Source organism: Pigmentiphaga sp. NML030171, from assembly GCF_002188635.1.
Taxonomy (GTDB): Bacteria; Pseudomonadota; Gammaproteobacteria; order Burkholderiales; family Burkholderiaceae_B; genus Pigmentiphaga; species Pigmentiphaga daeguensis.
On sequence record NZ_NINX01000035.1, the window covers coordinates 20958 to 38933 of the forward strand.

At 68.3% G+C, this 17976-nt stretch carries 17 protein-coding genes and 1 pseudogene; 9 read left to right on the forward strand and 9 right to left on the reverse strand.

Annotated elements, in window-relative coordinates; translation table 11 throughout:
- Positions 1-36: 36 nt before the first annotated feature.
- The 6 genes and pseudogenes from CDO46_RS14770 to CDO46_RS14795 form a co-directional block, all read right to left on the reverse strand.
- Positions 37-1488, reverse strand: a pseudogene (locus CDO46_RS14770) (aldehyde dehydrogenase).
- A gap of 47 nt (positions 1489-1535) precedes the next feature.
- The gene (locus CDO46_RS14775; protein WP_087839249.1) at positions 1536-2252 is read right to left on the reverse strand and encodes an ABC transporter ATP-binding protein; all 717 of its coding nucleotides are present in this window, start codon (positions 2250-2252) and stop codon (positions 1536-1538) included.
- Positions 2245-2970, reverse strand: coding sequence for an ABC transporter ATP-binding protein (locus tag CDO46_RS14780; protein WP_087839250.1), 726 nt, complete (start codon positions 2968-2970; stop codon positions 2245-2247). The genes CDO46_RS14775 and CDO46_RS14780 overlap by 8 nt, the downstream gene beginning before the upstream one ends.
- A complete protein-coding gene (locus CDO46_RS14785) occupies positions 2967-3914 on the reverse strand; it encodes a branched-chain amino acid ABC transporter permease (protein ID WP_087839251.1) in 948 nt (315 codons plus the stop codon). Before CDO46_RS14785 ends, CDO46_RS14780 begins: the two co-directional genes overlap by 4 nt.
- Positions 3911-4783 (reverse strand): branched-chain amino acid ABC transporter permease, encoded by an 873-nt coding sequence (locus CDO46_RS14790; protein WP_087839252.1) that lies wholly within the window; start codon positions 4781-4783, stop codon positions 3911-3913. Before CDO46_RS14790 ends, CDO46_RS14785 begins: the two co-directional genes overlap by 4 nt.
- Positions 4784-4838: 55 nt before the next feature.
- Complete coding sequence (locus CDO46_RS14795) at positions 4839-6071, reverse strand: amino acid ABC transporter substrate-binding protein (RefSeq protein ID WP_087839253.1); 1233 nt, start codon at positions 6069-6071, stop codon at positions 4839-4841.
- A 151-nt stretch (positions 6072-6222) separates the two neighbouring features.
- Between CDO46_RS14795 and CDO46_RS14800 the strand changes: the two genes are divergently transcribed.
- Entirely contained in the window at positions 6223-7149 is a 927-nt protein-coding gene (locus CDO46_RS14800) for an AraC family transcriptional regulator (RefSeq protein WP_087839254.1), read from the forward strand.
- Positions 7150-7310: 161 nt separating this feature from the next.
- Positions 7311-7664: a hypothetical protein gene (locus CDO46_RS14805; RefSeq protein WP_132979944.1), complete on the forward strand. Its 354-nt coding sequence runs from the start codon at positions 7311-7313 to the stop codon at positions 7662-7664.
- On the opposite strand, the gene CDO46_RS14810 is transcribed toward CDO46_RS14805, so the two are convergent.
- The gene (locus CDO46_RS14810; protein ID WP_087839256.1) at positions 7652-8629 is read right to left on the reverse strand and encodes a threo-3-hydroxy-L-aspartate ammonia-lyase; all 978 of its coding nucleotides are present in this window, start codon (positions 8627-8629) and stop codon (positions 7652-7654) included. The two genes, CDO46_RS14805 and CDO46_RS14810, sit on opposite strands and share 13 nt — an antisense overlap.
- Positions 8630-9018: 389 nt before the next feature.
- Between CDO46_RS14810 and CDO46_RS14815 the strand changes: the two genes are divergently transcribed.
- From CDO46_RS14815 to CDO46_RS14825, 3 genes are all read left to right on the forward strand, one after another.
- The gene (locus tag CDO46_RS14815) at positions 9019-9738 is read left to right on the forward strand and encodes a TerC family protein (RefSeq protein ID WP_087839257.1); all 720 of its coding nucleotides are present in this window, start codon (positions 9019-9021) and stop codon (positions 9736-9738) included.
- A 172-nt stretch (positions 9739-9910) separates the two neighbouring features.
- Positions 9911-11629 (forward strand): sulfatase-like hydrolase/transferase, encoded by a 1719-nt coding sequence (locus CDO46_RS14820; RefSeq protein ID WP_087839258.1) that lies wholly within the window; start codon positions 9911-9913, stop codon positions 11627-11629.
- Between the two features lie 24 nt (positions 11630-11653).
- Positions 11654-13048: an MFS transporter gene (locus CDO46_RS14825; RefSeq protein WP_087839259.1), complete on the forward strand. Its 1395-nt coding sequence runs from the start codon at positions 11654-11656 to the stop codon at positions 13046-13048.
- A 30-nt stretch (positions 13049-13078) separates the two neighbouring features.
- Here the strand turns inward: CDO46_RS14825 and CDO46_RS14830 are convergent, their stop codons facing one another.
- Together CDO46_RS14830 and mdtD are read right to left on the reverse strand one after the other, a co-directional pair.
- Complete coding sequence (locus tag CDO46_RS14830; RefSeq protein ID WP_087839260.1) at positions 13079-13987, reverse strand: recombination-associated protein RdgC; 909 nt, start codon at positions 13985-13987, stop codon at positions 13079-13081.
- Positions 13988-14038: 51 nt separating this feature from the next.
- On the reverse strand, positions 14039-15499 hold the full coding sequence (gene mdtD / locus CDO46_RS14835) for a multidrug transporter subunit MdtD (protein WP_087839261.1): 1461 nt from the start codon (positions 15497-15499) through the stop codon (positions 14039-14041).
- 100 nt (positions 15500-15599) lie between these two features.
- On the opposite strand from mdtD, the gene CDO46_RS14840 reads away from it, so the two are divergent.
- The 4 genes from CDO46_RS14840 to CDO46_RS14855 all read left to right on the forward strand — a co-directional run bounded on the left by CDO46_RS14840 (position 15600) and on the right by CDO46_RS14855 (position 17950).
- Positions 15600-15815, forward strand: a complete 216-nt coding sequence (locus CDO46_RS14840) for a dodecin (RefSeq protein ID WP_087839262.1) — start codon at positions 15600-15602, stop codon at positions 15813-15815.
- Between the two features lie 129 nt (positions 15816-15944).
- The gene (locus CDO46_RS14845) at positions 15945-16583 is read left to right on the forward strand and encodes a PepSY-associated TM helix domain-containing protein (RefSeq protein ID WP_087839263.1); all 639 of its coding nucleotides are present in this window, start codon (positions 15945-15947) and stop codon (positions 16581-16583) included.
- 13 nt (positions 16584-16596) lie between these two features.
- Complete coding sequence (locus CDO46_RS14850) at positions 16597-17109, forward strand: DUF2271 domain-containing protein (RefSeq protein WP_087839264.1); 513 nt, start codon at positions 16597-16599, stop codon at positions 17107-17109.
- A 31-nt stretch (positions 17110-17140) separates the two neighbouring features.
- The gene (locus tag CDO46_RS14855; RefSeq protein WP_087839265.1) at positions 17141-17950 is read left to right on the forward strand and encodes a DUF4198 domain-containing protein; all 810 of its coding nucleotides are present in this window, start codon (positions 17141-17143) and stop codon (positions 17948-17950) included.
- Positions 17951-17976: the final 26 nt, after the last annotated feature.

Below are 17976 nucleotides of genomic sequence, written 5' to 3' on the forward strand. Positions count from 1 at the left end.
CCTTCGGGGCGGCATTTTTTTTGCCTGGCGACTGCGTCAGAACGGATAGTGCCGCGGCGTGGTCTGGACGGTGATCCACCGCAATTCGGTGAACTCGTTGATCCCGGCCTTGCCGCCGAAGCGGCCGTAGCCGCTGGCCTTGACGCCGCCGAACGGCATCTGCGCCTCGTCGTGCACGGTGGGGCCGTTGATATGGCAGATGCCGCTTTCTATGCGCTTGGCCACTTCCATCGCCCGTGCGATGTCGCGGCCGAACACGGCCGACGACAGCCCGTACTCGCTGTCGTTGGCCACGCGTATGGCTTCTTCGGTGCCGCTGACCCGAACGATGCACACCACCGGGCCGAAGGATTCCTCGCCGTAGATTTCCATCGCCGGGGTCACCTTGTCGAGTACGGTGGCCGCCATGATGTTGCCTTCGATGCCGCCGCCGGCAATGAGCTTGGCCCCCTTGGACACGGCATCGTCGATCAGGCGCCGGATGCGCTGGATGGCTTCCGGCGTCACGACCGCACCCAGCACGACGTCGTCGCGGCGGGGATCGCCGGCGGGCAGCGAAGCCGCCTTGGCGGCGAACCTGGCGGCAAAGGCATCGGCGATGGCGTCGTCGACGACCAGGCGTTCGGTGGACATGCAGATCTGGCCCTGGTTCATGAAGGCGCCGAAAGCCGCCGCGTCGACTGCGGCGTCGAGATCGGCGTCGTCGAGCACCAGCAAGGGCGCCTTGCCGCCCAGTTCCAGCAGGACGGGCTTCAGGTGGCGGGCGGCGCTCTGGGCGATGATGCGGCCGACGCGGGTCGAGCCGGTGAAGTTGACCCGCCGGATCGCGGGATGGGCGATCAAGGCCTCGACCACGGCGGGCGCGTCGTCGGGCGCGTTGGAGACGACATTGACGGTGCCGGCGGGCAGGCCGGCGTCACGCAGGGTCTGGGCGATCAGGTGGTGCGTGGCGGGGCACAGCTCCGACACCTTGAACACGACGGTATTGCCGCAGGCCAGGGGCATGGCGATCGAGCGCGTGCCCAGGATGATGGGCGCGTTCCAGGGCGCGATGCCCAGGACCACGCCCACCGGCTGCCGGACGGCCATGGCCAGGCTGCCAGGCACGTCGGAGGGGATGACCTCGCCAGCGATCTGCGTCGTCATGGCGGCGGCCTCGCGCAGGATGCCCGCGGCCAGGTGCACATTGAATCCGGCCCAGCCGCGCGTGGCGCCGGTTTCGGCGATCATGCGGGCGATGAACTCCGGCGTGCGCTGATCGAGCAGGTCGGCCGCCCGGTTCAGCAACTACCGCCGTTCGCCAGGACCCAGCGCGGCCCAGGCCGGAAAGGCTGCCGCGGCGGCATCGGCGGCGGCGCGGGCATCGGCCACCGTGGCGGCCGCGGCACGCGTGCTGTCGGCGCCGGTGACCGGGTCGCGCCGCACGAACGTGGCGCCGCCGGTAGCGTCGCGGTCTTCATCGTCGATCAGGAGCTTGATGTCGAACATGGTGGTTGACTCCAGTAATGGCGGCCCCGCGGCCGCCTTGATTCGCGTCAGGCTTTCGCCATGCCGAGATAGGCCTGTTGCACGGCCGGGTCGTTCATCAGCGCGCCTGCTTCGCCTTCGCCGGCGATGGCGCCGTTCTCGATCAGGTAGCCGCGCTGGGCGATCGCCAGGCTCAGGCGGGCATTCTGCTCGACCAGCAGGATGCCGACACCGTCCTGCCGGATGGCGGCCAGGGACTTGAACAGCTCGGCGCTCATCAAGGGAGACAGGCCCAGCGACGGCTCGTCCAGCAGCAGGATCTCCGGCCGCGACATCAGCGCCCGGCCGATGGCGACCATCTGTTGCTCGCCGCCGCTCATGGTGCGGGCGGTCTGGCCCAGGCGCTCGCCCAGCCGGGGGAACAGGGCCAGCACGCGTTCCAGGGTCGCGGCCTCGGTTTCCCGGGCGCGGTGCGCATAGGCGCCCAGCCGCAGGTTCTCGCGCACCGTGAGCTCGCCGAAGATGCCCCGGCCCTCGGGGACCAGGGCGATGCCCAGCTCGACGATACGATGGGCGGGCGTCGCGGCGATGTCCTGCCCCGACAGGCGCACCACGGCCTGGCCGTCGTGCGGGACGAGGCCGGCCACGGCCTTGAGCAGCGTGCTCTTGCCGGCGCCGTTGGCACCCAGCATGACGACGATCTCGCCCGGCCCGACCGACAGCGCGACCTTGCGCAGCGCCGTATGCTTGCCGTAGGCGACGGACAGGTTGGCGACTTCAAGCACTGGCGTCTCCCAGGTAGGCGCGGATCACTTCCGGATCCGACAGGACGGCGGCGGGCGTACCCTCGGCGATCTTGGCGCCCGCGTTCATCACGACGCAGCGATCGCACAGCGAGTGCACGGCATCCATGACGTGCTCGACCAGGATGATGCTCATGCCCTCGTCCTTGAGCGAGCGCACCAGCGCGATGCCTTCGAGCAGTTCGGACGGATTCAGGCCGGCCAGCCATTCGTCCAGCAACAGCAGGCGGGGCGACAGGGCCAGGGCGCGCGCCAGCTCCAGCCGCTTCTGGTCGATGTAGGTCAGTTCGCCGGCCAGCGTCCGGGCATGGCGCGCCAGGCCGACGCGCGCCAGCAGTTCGGCGGCTCTGGCCGTGGCCTGCGCGCCCCACATCGGTTCGCGCGAGAAGGCCAGGCCCGCCACGACGTTCTCGGTCGCGTCCATGTCGGCCAGCACTCGCACCAGTTGGAAGGTCCGGGCCACGCCCGCGTGCGCCACCTTGTGCGGGGCCTTGCCGGCGATGGGCAGGCCCGCCAGTTCGATGTCGCCCGCATCCGGCGCCAGGGCGCCCGAGATCAGGTTCATGACCGTGGTCTTGCCCGAACCGTTCGGCCCCAGCAGGCCGACGATCTCGCCGGCCTCGACCGAGAAGCTCAGGTCGTTGACCGCGGTCAGGCCGCCGAAGGTTTTCCGCAGTTGGGAAATGCGCAGGCTGTTCATGATGCCTCCCTGGCGGCGGGCGCCGCCGCGCGGTCGGCCTTGCGCAGCCGCCGGGCGAGGCCGACGACGCCGTTGGGCAGCAGGTAGACGATGATCATGAAGACGGCGCCGAGCAGGATGCTGTAGTGGTTGGGGAAGTTCGCGCCCAGGTATTCGAACAGCAGCGCGAGGGGGATGACGCCCAGCAGCGGGCCGTACAGCCGTTGCACACCGCCCAGCAGCGCCATGATCAGCACCTGGAACGACATGACGGGATTGAACGCGATGGCCGGGTCGATGTAGGTCCAGCGCGGCGCCATGATCGCGCCCGACAGTGTCATGAACACCGCGCTGAGCGCGAACAGCAGCACCTTCGCGCGGGTGGTGTCGATCCCGCAGTGCCGGGCCACCGTTTCGTCCGCGCCGATGATGCGCAGCGCGAAGCCCAGGCGGGAGCGGCCCAGCAGCAGGGTGGCCACGAACAGCACCGCGCCCAGCGCCAGCAACTGCCAGTAGATTTGTTCCTGGCTGATGTCCAGGAATACATAGCGGCCGATGGAGTTGGACACGTTCACCTCGTACCAGGTGACCAGCTGGCGGATGAGCTCGGTCAGCCCGAAGGTGAAGATGACGAAGTAGACACCGGCCAGCCTGAGGGTGGACAGCCCGACGACGACAGCGACCACCAGGCCGACCACGGCGGCGGCCGCCAGTACCGCCGGCCAGGGCAGGGCATCGCCCAGGACCGCCACGGTATAGGCGCCGATGCCGAAGAAGGCGACCGTGGCCAGCGACACGTAGCGGGTGGGGCCCGAGAACATCGCCCAGGCGGTGGCCAGCACCGCGTAGTTGAGGATGTTGATGGCCAGCGACAGGCCATAGCCGTCGGCCACCAGGGGCACGCCGGCCAGCACGGCCAGCACGGCGACACCGGCGATCAGGGGAATGCGCAGCGGGGCGTTCATCGCGCGGCCCTCCCGAACAGGCCGGTGGGACGCACCAGCAACACCAGCAGGAACACGCCGTAGGTCACGGCGATCGTCAGTCCGGGATTCACGTAGGTGGCGATGAAGGATTCCGCCAGGCCCAGCAGCAGGCCCGCGACCAGCGCGCCCAGGACGTTGCCCACGCCGCCCATGATGATCACGATCAGCGCCTTCATGGTGAAGATCACGCCCATGTTGGCGTTGAAGGTCAGGAACATGCTGACCAGCACGCCGCCGCTGGCAGCCAGCGCGCCGCCGGCGGCGAAGGCCAGGGCCGAGGCCCAGCGCACGTCGATGGCGACCAGGCGCGCGGCCACCGGGTCCACCGCCACCGCCCGGATGGCGGTGCCCAGGCGGGTGCGGGTCAGCGCCAGGTAGAAGCCGATGCCGAACACCGCGGCGAAGCCCAGGGCCAGCAACCGGTTCAGGGCCAGTACCGAATCCAGGATGCGCACGGGTTCGTTCAGGTAGGAATAGCTGTAGTAGTTGCCGCCGAAGGTGACCTGCATCACGCCCTGCACGATGAACAGCAGGCCGAACGTGGCCAGGATGCTGTCCACCTCCAGCGCGGCGCGCGTGCGGGTGCGCCTGACCAGCGGCGTCAGCAGGAAGCTGTAGACCAGCCAGTTCAGGGCGAAGGCGACGGGGACGATCAGCAGCAGGCCCCACAGGGGCGCGATCTGGAGACCGGTCATCAGGAGGTAGGCGCAGAAAGCCGCGGCGACGAGAAACTCGCCATAGGCCAGATTCATGATGCGCGAGACGCCATACTGCAGGGTCAGCCCCATGGCGACGAGCGCGTACATGCCTCCCAGCGTGATGCCGGAGAAGAGTGCATCGATGAACATACGGGATTCCTGTCGCGCGCCATCCGGCGGCGTGCCGGACGGCGCGGGTTGAGGGTCAGCGCGCGGCGGCGCCGGCCTGCCAGGCGGACTTGGGGAAGACCAGCTTGGCGGCGCCGGCGTGGCTGGCCGGCTCGATGCCGACGAACTCGCCGTTCTGCCATTGGCCCAGCGTCAGCATGTTGGGCACCATGTGGTTCTTCAGGTTGATGCGGCCCAGGATGGTGTCGAACTCCTCGCTGGCGATCTTGGCCGACACGGCCTTGCGGTCCAGGGTCCCGGCCTTCTCGATGGCCTGTTGCAGCACCTGCAGTCCGGCATAGGTGACCAGGCTGGCCCAGCGGTCCGGTTCGGCCCCGGTCACTTCCTTGTGGCGCTGGATGTAGGCCTTGACGGCGGGGCTGTTGGCGTCGATGCCGCCCAGGCTGGCCACGCCCTCGACGTTCGCGCCGAAGCGGTTCTTGTACAGCGGGAAGGCGGTGCCCACCCCGGTGTAGAACACCTTGGGATTGAAGCCCAGCACCCGCGCCTGGTCGGTGATGGCCATGGTGTCGGGCGGATAGCTGAACGCGATGAAGACGTCGGGGTTCAGGTTCCTGGCTTCGGTCACGATGGGGGCCAGGTCCTGCGTGCCGACCGGGTAGGTCTTGGCGTAGGCCAGCTTGAAGCCGGCCTTCTGGAACGCGGCGCGCGCCGCGGTGGCCAGCTCGATGCCGAAACCGTCGGCGATGGAGACCATGGCGATGGAGTCGCCGATCTTGCCGGCCTTGCGCAGGCTGGCCAACTGGTCGACCAGGGCCTCGGCGTATTGCGAACCGGTGCCCAGCAGCCAGTAGCTGTTGGGCCAGCGCTTGGCGAACTCGGGCGCGCGTTCGGTCACCGCCGAGCCCGCCAGCAGCGGATAGCCGTAGCGGTGGAAGGTGGGCGCGACGGCCAGGTTCATCGCGGTCGACCACGGGGGCAGCAGGAAGTCGACCTTGTCCTGCGTGATGAGGCGCTCGACGGCGCGCACGGCGTCCTCGGAGCTGGAGCGGTCGTCGTATTCGACGACCTTGATGGGCAGGCGCTTGGCACCGACCTTCAGGCCGCCCGCCTGGTTGACCTCATGGACCCAGAGCTTGTAGTTGGGAATGGTCGTGATGCCCGCGCCGCCGGCGTTGACGCCGGTCTTGGACACCGCGTAGCCGATGGTGACGGCGTCCTGGGCATGGGCCGGAAGGGCGAGCGAGAACGCCGACAGGGCAACGGCCGTGCCCAGGCGGCGCAGCGATTTCAGGGACGAGGTGAGCATGGTGTGTCTCCCGGTAATTTTGTAACAATCGCGGAGTTTTGTTGTAGCGACGTACAAATTCTGGCTAGAGGGCTCGGCCGTGTAAAGTTGCAGGCATTGATGAAATCGGACGAATACTTGTACTTTTTTGCCCGCCTTCCCGAGGATCCGCATGGCCGTTTATCCGCATTCCCTGCCCGACGTGCATCCGGACATCGGCGAGACGCCGCTGGCCACCCTGATGGAGAGCGAAGTGATGATGCCCGCGCTGGCCGCGCGCGAATGGGTGGTCGAGGCCGCGCGCAGGCAGGGGCGCAGCCATGCCTTGCTGCTGACGGCGGGGAAGGGCGTGGCCACGCTGCGCCATGGCCAGCTCGCATTGCGCGCGCCTTGCCTGGCCTGGCTGCCACCCGGCATGGCGCAATCCATCCGCCTGGAGGCCGGCGGTGCCGGCTACATGCTGTCGGCGGCCGAGGAGCTGGTGTCGCGCGCGTCGGCCGCCAGCCAGCATGCCGCGGCCCTGCGCAACGTGGCCGACCGCCTGCTGCACATCGGGCCGGACGAGATGGCGGCCGGGCGGGACATGCTCTGTCCCGTGTTCGAAGCCGTCAGCCATGAGCTGCGCCAGGCGGCCAAGGGCGCCGCGGGGATCGCCGTCGCCTACCTGTCCATCGTCCTGACGCATCTCTGGCGCATGAGCGACATCGACCCCGAGGCGCCTACCGGCGACCGGCCCGGTTCCGTCGTGTTCCAGCGTTTCCTGCGCGTGGTCGAGATGCACTTCCGCGAGCACTGGCCGATTTCCCGCTACGCCCGCACGCTGGGGGTGACCGAACGCCGGCTGCATGCCGCGTCCATGCGCAGCGCCGGCTGCGGCCCGCTGGCCGTGGTGCACGAGCGCCTGTTGCAGGAGGCCCGGATACGCCTGCAGCAGTCGCCGCTGCCCGTGGCCCAGGTCGCCTACGGCCTGGGGTTCCGCGACACCGCGCACTTCAACCGTTTCTTCAAGCGCCACATGGGCATGCCTCCCGGCAGCTACCGCCGCCGGGTACTCGAAGAAGCGGGCCGCGAGGATCTCACGTACTCTGCCTGGCCGTAGAGGTCCCCCCTACGCGCTTCGCGCGCCCAGCATGGTTGAGCCCCAGCCGCTACGCGGCAGCCCCCGAGAAGGCCGGGACCCGCCTCGGGGCGGCCCGGCGCCGGGTCCCGGGAGAAAATCGAAAGCTATACTTTTCCCATCTAGCCTTGGGTGTGAATGTCGTGAAGGTTTTCGTCGGACGGGATTTGTCGTGGGGAGCGCTGGCCGGGGCGCTGGGGCTGATGTTCCTCGTGTCCAGCGCGCTGCGCGGGCCGCTGCCCGAGGGGCCGTTCAGCGAGCGCGTGCCGGTGCTGGCGCAATACGCCGGTTCCTTCCTGGCGGCAGCGCTGATGGGGGGCTTCATCGTGCTGGTGATGTGGGGCTTCCGGCGTTTCCGCTCGCAGCGCTACGAGACGCCCCGGCGCGACCTGGCGCTGGCCATCCTGCTGATGGCCATCGTGACGTTTCGTCCCGCCCATGCCGAGGTGGCCGCACCGGTGGCGCCGGCGGCGGGCGTGGAGCACTACGCGCCGTAGGCGGCGCGGCCCTTGGCCAGGTAGGGCGCCAGTGCGAACAGGTCGACGTTGCCGCCCGAGACGATGACGCCCACGCGCTTGCCGCGCGCATCGACCTTGCCGGACAGCAGCGCGGCCGCGCCCAGGGCGCCGGTGGGTTCGAGCACGAACTTCATCCGCTCCATCAGGAAGAACATCGCGCGCAGCAGTTCGTCGTCGGTCACCGTCAGCATGTCGTGGACGTGGGACTGGATGAGCGGGAAGGTGTACCGGCCCGCCGATTGCGTGCGCGCGCCATCGGCGATGGTGTCGGGATTGTCGACCGATTGCAGCGTGCCGCTGCGGAACGAGCGGGTGACGTCGTCGCCCGCGGCCGGCTCCACCCCTATGACCCGGATGCCCGGCGCGCAGGCGTTGGCCGCGATGGCGGACCCCGACAGCAATCCGCCGCCGCCGCAGGGGACCAGCAGGTAGTCCAGCGGTCCGGTCTCGCGCAGCAGTTCCAGCGCGGCGGTGCCCTGGCCGGCGATGACGTCGGGATGGTCGAAGGGAGGGATGGTGGTCAGTCCCTCGCGGTCCGCCAGTTCGGCCGCGATGTCCTCGCGCCGTTGCGTGTCCCGGTCATACAGCACCACGCGGGCGCCGTAGCCGCGCGTGGCTTCCAGCTTGACCCGCGGGGCATCCGACGGCATGACGATGGTGGCCGGTATGCCCAGCAGTTGGCCCGCCAGCGCGACGGCCTGGGCATGGTTGCCGGACGAATAGGCCACCACGCCGCGCCGGCGGGCATCATCCGGAAGCCGGGCCAGCGCGTGATAGGCGCCGCGGAACTTGAAGGCCCCCATGCGCTGGAAATTCTCGCACTTGAAAAAGACCGTGGCCCCGGTGCGGGCGTCGACGGTATGCGAAGTCAGCACCGGCGTGCGGTGGGCGTGGCCGGCGAGCAGCGCGGCGGCCGCTTCGATGGCGGGGAAGGCGACGGACATGGTGTTTTTCCACCTGGGTGCCGGCCGGAGGCGGCCGAGGAGCCAAGCATATACGAAGCGGATCGCCGGAGGCGCGGCCTGCCGGGAATCCCCAGGCGGCGCCGTTCTCTTGGGGTATCCCCCGATGTTGACGCGAAGCCGGCGGGCAGGCGAAAATGCCGGCTGACATGTCTATGGCATGTCCCTCCAAAGGGGAGTAGTTCGAGAGTCCAACAGGCTCTTTCGTACGATCGTCAATACGTGGAAGTCCGCTTCCTCCGGTCGTGCGGATCACCGCCCGGTGATTGAACAAGACCTTTGCAGCCTGGCCTCAGGTCCTGCATGGGTACTCCCGTCCCCAGTCATTCCTGTCGCCAGCAGAGGCCGTCAACTTCTCTGGAGAACAACTCGTGGAATGGCTTTCGGCTTTCGCCGCAGAAACTTTCACCACCCAATTCCTGTTCGCGCTCGCGTCCATCATCGTGATCGACATCGTGCTGGCCGGCGACAACGCCATCGTCATCGCGCTGGCCGCGCGCAACCTGCCGCCGGCCTTGCAGAAGAAGGCCATCGTCTGGGGCACGGTCGGCGCCATCGTGGTCCGTACGTTGATGACGCTGGCCGTGGTATGGCTGCTGAAGATTCCCGGCCTCATGCTGGTGGGCGGCCTGGCGCTGCTGTGGATCGCGTATCGGCTCCTGACCGCCGAAGAGGACGAGCACGGAAGCGGCGCGGCCAATACCAGCTTCGTCGCCGCCATCAAGACCATCGTGATCGCCGACGCGGTCATGGGCGTGGACAACGTGCTGGCGGTGGCCGGCGCGGCGCACGGCAGTTTCCTGCTGGTGGTGCTGGGCCTGTTGATCAGCGTGCCCATCATGGTCTGGGGCAGCCGCCTGATCCTGCGCCTGATGGAACGTTATCCGGCCATCATCTACATCGGCGCCGGCGTGCTGGTCGTGACCGCGGCCAAGATGGTGATGGGCGAACCGCTGGTCAAGCCCTGGTTCCAGGCCCACGCCTGGGTACAGTGGGTGCTGTATCCGCTGGCGCTGGTTGCCATCCTTGGCGGCGCCCGGATGGTCGTCAACAATCGCGGCAAGGGGCAACCCGAATCCAACGCGGCGTGACGCCGCCGCCCAGGCCGTGCGAGGGAAATACCCCCTCTCGCGGCAGGGGCGAACTGGGTTAAGCTTGCGGCTTTCCCGGGGTGGATACACCGCCCGCAGCAGAACGGCGCCCGGTTTCGGCCGGACGCCGTTCTTTACGTAGGAAGGCCGCGGGCCGCTTGATCGAGTGCGAATGACGACGAATTATTCCCTGACCCTGATGCCCCGGCCCGGGACGTGGAACTGGCGGCACCTCGCCCAGCGGGGCGCGCTGGCCCTGCTGACCACATCGCTGCTGATGCTGGACGACTGGATCCAGCAGTGGTTCACGGTCGCCAACCAGGCCGATTTCGAACTGAACTACTTCGCGGCGCTGCTGGCCTTCAACCTTGGGCTGTGGCTGTCGGGCAGCCGGGTGTTCGTGACGTGCATCCTGGTGCTGCTGGGCGGCATGGAACTGGTCCAGCTCAGCCACATCTCCTACGCCGGCCGGCCGCTCGATCCCGTGGTGCTGGCCAGCCTGTTCTCGGAATTCGGCGACGTGCGGGAAGTGGCGCTGGCCGATTTCGGCGACCACGTCCACGTGCTGTTCGCGGTGCTGATTCCGTACCTGGCCGCGTGGTGGCTGTTCATGACTTACATGCGGTCGGACGTGCGGCGCTGGCAGCGCGCGCTGGGGGTCATGCTGGTGGCCGCGGGCCTGCTATCCAAGCCTTATCGCGCCACCTACCGCGACCTGAATTCCTTCCTGCCCGGCCCCACCCGCAGCGGCCTGCACAACTCCCTCAATACCTTCAGCTTCTTCCTGGTGCACAACGTGCTGCGCGGATCGCTCCACGCCGCGCCTGCGCCGGTGGCGGCCATCGCCCAGCCCGAGGTCGTGCCCTTTGCCTCGGATGCGCGGCACGTCTGGCTGTTCGTGGCCGATTCGCTGCGCAGCCAGCACCTGGGCATCATGGGCTACGAACGGGACACGACCCCCAACCTGGCGCGGCGCATGGAGCAGGGATTGGTTGCGCGCCATGGGGTGGCGGCGGCCGTTTCCACCGCGGCCAGCATGCCGCTGATCCTGAACGCCGTGCGCGAGCCCGGCCAGCTGGCGCAGATCCGGGGGCTGTCCACGAACCTGTTCAAATTCGCCAAGGAGGCGGGCTTCAAGACCTACTGGATCTCGTCCCAGGAGTCCAAGCTGCTCAACGACGTCGGCAGCCGCTACGTCGACGTGTCGATCACCCGCGAGGACGAGCCGGCCCGGTTCGGCAGGCAGGGCGACGAGGCGATCCTGTCGCTGCTGCGGGAACAGGCCTGGGCCGAGAAGACCTTCGTCGTGGTCCTGCTGCGGTCGACGCACGCGCCCTACGAAGCCAACTACGCGCACGCGCGGGACCGCTACGCGCGCTGGCCGGACAGCCACGACCAGCCGCGCGCGGAGCGCCAGCGCAACGCCTACGACAATTCCGTGCTGTACCTGGACGCGCTGCTGGATCGCATGCTGGACGAGTTCGACCGCCTGCCGGGCCCGCGCCACCTGGCGATCACCGGCGACCACGGGCAGTTGCTGGGGGCGCGGGGCATGTGGGGGCACAACGTGCTGGAACCCGAGGTGGCCGACGTCCCGGTACTGTCCTGGAGTCGCGATGCGCCCGAATCCGTGTCCGAACCCATGCGCCGGGCGGGCTGGATCAGCCATTTCGAGATGTCGCGCTGGCTGGCGAACCGGCTGGGGCACGATGTCCGCTCGCCGTCGGCCATCGAAGGCGTGCACTACGTGCAGGGCAAGAACCTGTACGGAGCCAACACCTTCCGCGAAGTGCACGAGGGCGCTTCGCTGGAGTTCTCCGATGTCCTGCCCGTGGGCCACAGCCTGCCGGTCCGCCCTTACAATCCGGTCCGCTCGCTCGTCGCACGCTGAGTGCGCGTGTCCACGGACCTACGCATGTCTTCCCCCCAGGAAAAATCCTCTCCCTTCGAACTGATGACCGGCCGCAACGCGCTGCGTTCGCTGGCGCTGGCCGGCGGCGTGGCGCTCCACGCCATCAACGTCTACGTCGTCACCACCATCATGCCCACCATCGTGCACAGCATCGGTGGGCTGGCGTACTACGCCTGGAGCACGACGCTGTTCGTGGTGGCGTCCATCCTCGGCTCGGCGCTGTCCTATCGGCTGATCGACCGGATCGGGCCGCGCCGCGCCTATCTGGGCGCGCTGGCGCTGTTCTGCCTGGGATCGCTGGTCTGCGCCACCGCGCCGGCCATGTGGTGGCTGCTTGCCGGGCGGACCGTCCAGGGGCTCGCCGGCGGCGTGCTGCTGGCCTTGTCCTATGCGCTGTTACGGATGGTGTACGAGCCGCGCCTGTGGCCGCGCGCGCTGGCCTTCGTCTCGGCGATGTGGGGCGTGGCGACGTTGTCGGGCCCGGCCCTGGGCGGCCTGTTCGCCTCGCTGGGGTGGTGGCGCCCGGCCTTCCTGTCGCTGTTGCCGGTAGCCGCCGCGCTGGCGGCCATCGTCCATAAGCTGGTGCCGGCCGCCGCGCCCGCGTCCTCGTCGGCCGCGGCGGGCGTGCCCTGGGGCAAGCTGGCGCTGCTGGCGTGCTCGGTGATGGTCGTCTCGGTGGGCAGCCTCTCGCATGAACTGGCCTGGAACGCCGCCGGCGTGGCGGTGGGGCTGGCGCTGGTGGCAGGGATGGGGCGGCTGGACGTGAAGGCCTCGTCGCGGCTGATGCCCACGGGCGCCTATTCGACCCGCACGGTGCTGGGCGCTTGCTACCTGACGATGGCCATGCTCATCATCGGCTTGACCAGCGAGATCTTCGTGCCGTATTTCCTGCAGACCCTGCACGGCCAGACGCCGCTCGTGGCGGGTTACCTGACGGCGGTCATGGCGGGCGGCTGGACGCTGGCCTCGCTGATGTCCTCGGGATATACCGGCGCCGCCGTCGTGCGCCTGGTCCGTGCCGGGCCGGTGGTGACCGCGGCGGGCCTGGCCGCGCTGGCCGTGCTGGTACCGCCGGGCGAGTCGGGCGGCGTGGCGTTCGCCGCGCTGTGCGCGGCGCTGGCCGGGGTCGGGTTCGGGATAGGCATGTGCTGGTCGCACCTGGTCACGCGGGTGTTCCGCTCGGCCCCCGCGGGCCAGGAGAACCTCGCTTCGGGCGCGGTGACGACCCTGCAGCTCTATGCGATCGCGCTGGGATCGGCGGTGGCCGGCATGGTGGCCAATGCCGCCGGCCTGGCCGACCCCGGCGGCATCGAAGGCGCCCGCACCGCGTCCGCCTGGCTGTTCGGCCTGTTCGCGCTGGCGCCGGCCCTGGCGGCCTGGAGCGCCCGGCGCTCGTAGTCCAGGCTGCTCGCGCTGCCCGCGCGGCCGTCAGCGCATCGACGGGGCCTCGCCCCCCAGGGCATCGACCACGTCGGCGATCAGCTTGGCCAGTTCGCCCGACATCAGCGTGAAATCGGCGTCGAAGCGTTCGGCGTCGTTCTGCGCCAGGGCGTCGGCGTTTTCCTTGAGCACGTCCAGCGGCGCGATGCGCTTGATGGCCAGCGATTCGCTCAGCACGAACGAGATGCGGTCGGCCCAGGTCATGGCGAGCCGGGTGCACTGCTTGCCGGCCTCGATGTGGCGGCGCACGTCCTCGGCCTCGATGGATTGCCGCACATAGCGCACCGTGGCGCGGCCTTCGCCGGTGGAGCGCAGCTCGGTGTCCTGGTCGATCGTGAAATTGGCGGGAGCTTCGCCGCCGGCCAGCCATTCCGTCATGGCGGCCGCGGGCGAGGTCTGCACGTGCAGGTTGGCCAGCGGGAATTTGTCGATGGCCCGGTTCAGGAGCTGCAGCAGTTCGTCGCAGCGCGCCGCCGAGGAAGCGTCGATGCACAGCCAGCCGTTGCGCGTGTCTATCCACGCGCGGGTGTCGCGCAGGATGCTGAAGGCGCGCGGCAGCAGCGTTTCCTTGACGTTCTCCTTGATCTCCTTCATCTGCTTGCGGCCCGGCTTGAAGCCTTGCTGCTCTTCGATCTCCTGGGCCTTGGCCTTGGCCACCTGATTGATGACGGTGGTCGGGAGCAGTTTCTTCTCGGTGCGCAGCGTGATCAGCAACTGGCCGTTCACGCCGTGGGCCAGCAGGCTGCCGTTTTCCAGCGGGGGCGCCCATCCCTGCGTCTGCAGCTCCAGGCTGGAGCCGGGGGCGAAGACCTGGGGCCGGAGCAGTTCATCGAGCCCCTCGGGCGTCATGGGCCAGGGGGCGGGAAGGCGATAGATCTGTAGATTCTTGAACCACATGGCGGGCCGCGCAAAAGGGTCGATTCTATACGACGCGGCCTTCGCCCTTCGTTACCCCAGGTCCAGCGAGTCATCCTTCTTGGATTCGCGCGGCACGTCGGGCGACAGTTGCCAGAAGATCCACGCCGAAGCCGCGGTGAGCAGGCCGATGCAGATGAAGGTGGCGTGGAAGGCGGCCAGCGCGTCCTCGGGCGCGCCATGGTCCACCAGGTGACTGAACGCGGCCAGGATGCCGCCGGCCACCGTCACGCTCAGGCTGATCGCCAGCATCTGCATCATGGACAGGATGCTGTTGCCGCTGCTGGCGCCTTGCTGGCCCAGATCCTTGAGCGTCAGCGTGTTCATCGCGGTGAATTGCAGCGAGTTCACCGCGCCGAAGAAGGCCATCAGCAGCACCTGGGTCCAGACCGGGTGCGAGACATCGACCAGCGAGAACGAGACGATGGTCAGGCCGACCAGCACCGTATTGACCACGAGGACGTGGCGATAGCCGTAGCGGGTGATGAGCGAGGTCGCGAGGCGCTTGCTGAGCATGCCGGCCGCGGCCACGGGCAGCATCATCAGGCCCGAATGCGTGGGCGAATAGCCCAGGCTGACCTGCAGCAGCAGCGGCAGCAGGAAGGGCATGCCGCTGCTGCCCAGGCGCGCGAACAGGTTGCCCAGCAAGCCTATGGTGAACGTATGGATGTGGAAGAGGGTGGGCGAGAACAGCGGCGCGGCCTGCCTGCCCGCGCGCAGCCAGTAGGTGACGATGCTGATCAGGCCGAACACCAGCATGAGTACGACGGTAGCGTGGCCCGTGGCGCGGCCCGAGAACCCGTCCAGCGAGAGCGAGATGGCCGCCATGCCGAAGGCCAGCAGTCCGTAGCCCACGCCGTCGAAGGAGGCCGGCTGCTTCTCGCGCTTGTCGATCATGAAGGTGCGCGTGGCTATCGCGCCGGCCAGGCCGACCGGGATGTTGATCAAAAACACCCAGTGCCAGGAGAACTGCTCGGACAGCCAGCCGCCCAGTACGGGGCCGATCATGGGGCCGACCATGGCCGGGATGGCGACGAAGCTCAGCGCGGGCAGCAGGCGCTCCTGGGGGAAACTGCGCAGGATGACCAGCCGGCCCACCGGCATCAGCATCGCGCCGCCGGCGCCCTGGACCACGCGTGAAGCGACGAGCTGGCTGAGGTTCTGGGAGACCGCGCACAGCACGGAGCCCAGCGTGAAAAGGACGATGGCCGAGAAATACACCTTGCGCGTGCCGAAGCGGTCGGCGACCCAGCCCGAGGCGGGGATCAGCACGGCCATGGTCAGCGCATACGAGATCACCACCGATTGCATGCGCAGGGGGCTTTCGCCCAGGCTTGCCGCCATCGCCGGCAGGGCCGTATTGACGATGGTGGTGTCCAGCGTCTGCATGAAGAGGCCGATGGCGACGAGCCAAAGGGTGATGTTCAGCGTTTTTCTGTGTTCCACGGTCGGCGGGCGGGAGGCGGGCGGGTGCCATAGGATAGCTTGATTCATGCCCGCGGCTTGGACTAAGGTGGCCTGGCCGGCTCCCGGTGCCGCGCGGCGCCGGGAATGGCCTTTGCTGACCGGCATCCCAGGCAACCAGGAGACGACGATGTCGGAACACGTGTACAAGCAGCTCGAATTGGTCGGGTCCTCGACGAAGTCCAGCGACGACGCGATCCGCAACGCGATCGACCGCGCGGCCCGGACGATGCGCCATCTGGCATGGTTCGAGGTCACCCAGGTGCGGGGCCACATCGAGGACGGCAAGATCGCGCACTGGCAGGTGGGCCTGAAGGTGGGGGTGCGCCTGGAGGACTCGAAGTAGGCTCCCGAGGCAAGGGCGGCGGCGGGAGGCCGCCGCCTGCGCGCCGGCCCGGTGCTGGCTACAGTGCTTGAGAATTGTTATCATTATTGATCTTAATCATCTCAAGCATGCAGTGCCGCGCACCGCCGTATGGACAAACAGTCGGATCGCTTCCTGGAGCAGAAGCGTCGCTCATTCTGGTTGAAGCATCTGCATCAATGGCACTGGATCAGCTCGGCGATCTGTCTCGTCGGCATGCTGCTGTTCGCCGCCACCGGCATCACGCTGAACCACGCCTCCCAGATCGAAGCCCATCCGCGCGTCGTCTCGAAGGAAGCGCAGGTGCCGGCCGAACTGGCGCGCGCGCTGGCGCCTGAAGGCGGGGCCGACAAGGCGCCATTGCCGCCGGCGCTGCGGCAATGGCTGGAAGACCAGTTGTCCGTGGCGATCGGCGACCAGCTGGCCGAATGGTCGTCCGACGAGATCTATGTTTCCCTGCCACGCCCCGGTGGCGACGCCTGGCTGAGCGTCGAGCTGCCCGACGGCGCTGTGAAGTACGAGAGCACCGACCGCGGCTGGATCTCGTATTTCAACGACCTGCACAAGGGCCGCAACACGGGCGAGGCCTGGAAGTGGTTCCTGGATATTTTCGCGGTCGCCTGTCTGGTGTTCTGCGTGACCGGTTTCTTCCTGCTGCAGATCCATTCGCGCAACCGGCCCGTCACCTGGCCCATGGTGGCGCTGGGCGTGGCCGTGCCGCTGTTCCTGGCATTCGTATTCATTCATTGAAGAGGTTCTGGCTATGCGTACATTGATCCCGGTGGCCGTCACCGGCCTGATGGTCGGGCAGGCCCAGGCCGCCGACCTGGCGGTAAGGATCGAGATCCCCCGGCTGAACGTGGCCGAGTACCACCGTCCGTACGTGGCGGTGTGGGTGGAGGGGCCGGACCAGAAGGTCGCCGCCAACCTGGCGGTCTGGTACGACGTCAAGCTCAAGAACGACGAAGGCACGAAGTGGCTCAAGGACATGCGCCAGTGGTGGCGCCGCACCGGCCGCGAACTGACCATGCCCGCCGACGGCATCAGCGGCGCCACGCGGCCCGTGGGCGAGCATCAACTGGCGTTCAGCGACGGCAAGGCGCCGCTGGGCAAGCTGGCCGAAGGCAAGTACGAGCTGGTGGTCGAAGCCGCGCGCGAGGTCGGCGGCCGCGAGTTGCTGCGCATCCCGTTCCAGTGGCCGCCGCGCGCGCCCGAGAAGGGCGAGGCGCGTGGCCAGCACGAGCTGGGTCGCGTCGCGCTGGAAACCAAACCCTGATTCCCTAGCAACCCCTTCCGAGGAAAAGAACATGAAGATGTCTCTCAAGTGGGCCGCGCTGGCCCTGGCGTTCAGCCTGCCCCTGTCGGCCCAGGCGCACCGCATGTGGATGCTGCCCTCGGCCACGGTGCTGTCGGGCGCGGATCCGTGGGTGACGGTGGACGCCGCCGTGTCCAACGACCTCTTCTACTTCGAGCACTTTCCGCTGCAACTGAACAACCTGTCGGTGACCGCTCCCGACGGCACCGCGGCCAAGGCCGAGAACCAGTCCACGGGCCGCTATCGCAGCACCTTCGACGTGCGCCTGACCCAGGCCGGCACCTACAAGATGGCGGTGGTCAACAACGGCGTGTTCGCGTCGTACAAGGAAAACGGCAAGAACAAGCGCTGGCGCGGCACGGCCGAGAAGTTCGCGCAAGAGGTGCCGGCCGACGCCCAGGACCTGCGGGTCACGCAGGCCAACAGCCGCCTGGAGACCTTCGTGACGGTGGGCAAGCCGACCGACACGGTGCTCAAGCCCACCGGACAGGGGCTGGAACTGGCGCCCATCACCCATCCGAACGATTTGTTCGCCAAGGAAGAAGCCAGTTTCCGGCTGCTGCTCGATGGCAAGCCCGCGGCCGGCATAGAAGTGTCCATCGTGCCGGGCGGGATCCGCTACCGCGACCAGTTGCATGAAATGAAGACGCGCACCGATGCCGACGGCAGGTTCACGGTGACCTGGCCCGAGCCCGGCATGTACTGGCTGGAAGCCGAGACCAAGGACGACAAGACCACCTTCGACAAGGCGAAGGAGCGCCGGTCGACCTACATCGCGACGTTCGAGGTCTTGCCTGAATAAGCCCCCCCGTACGCCCTTCGGGCGCC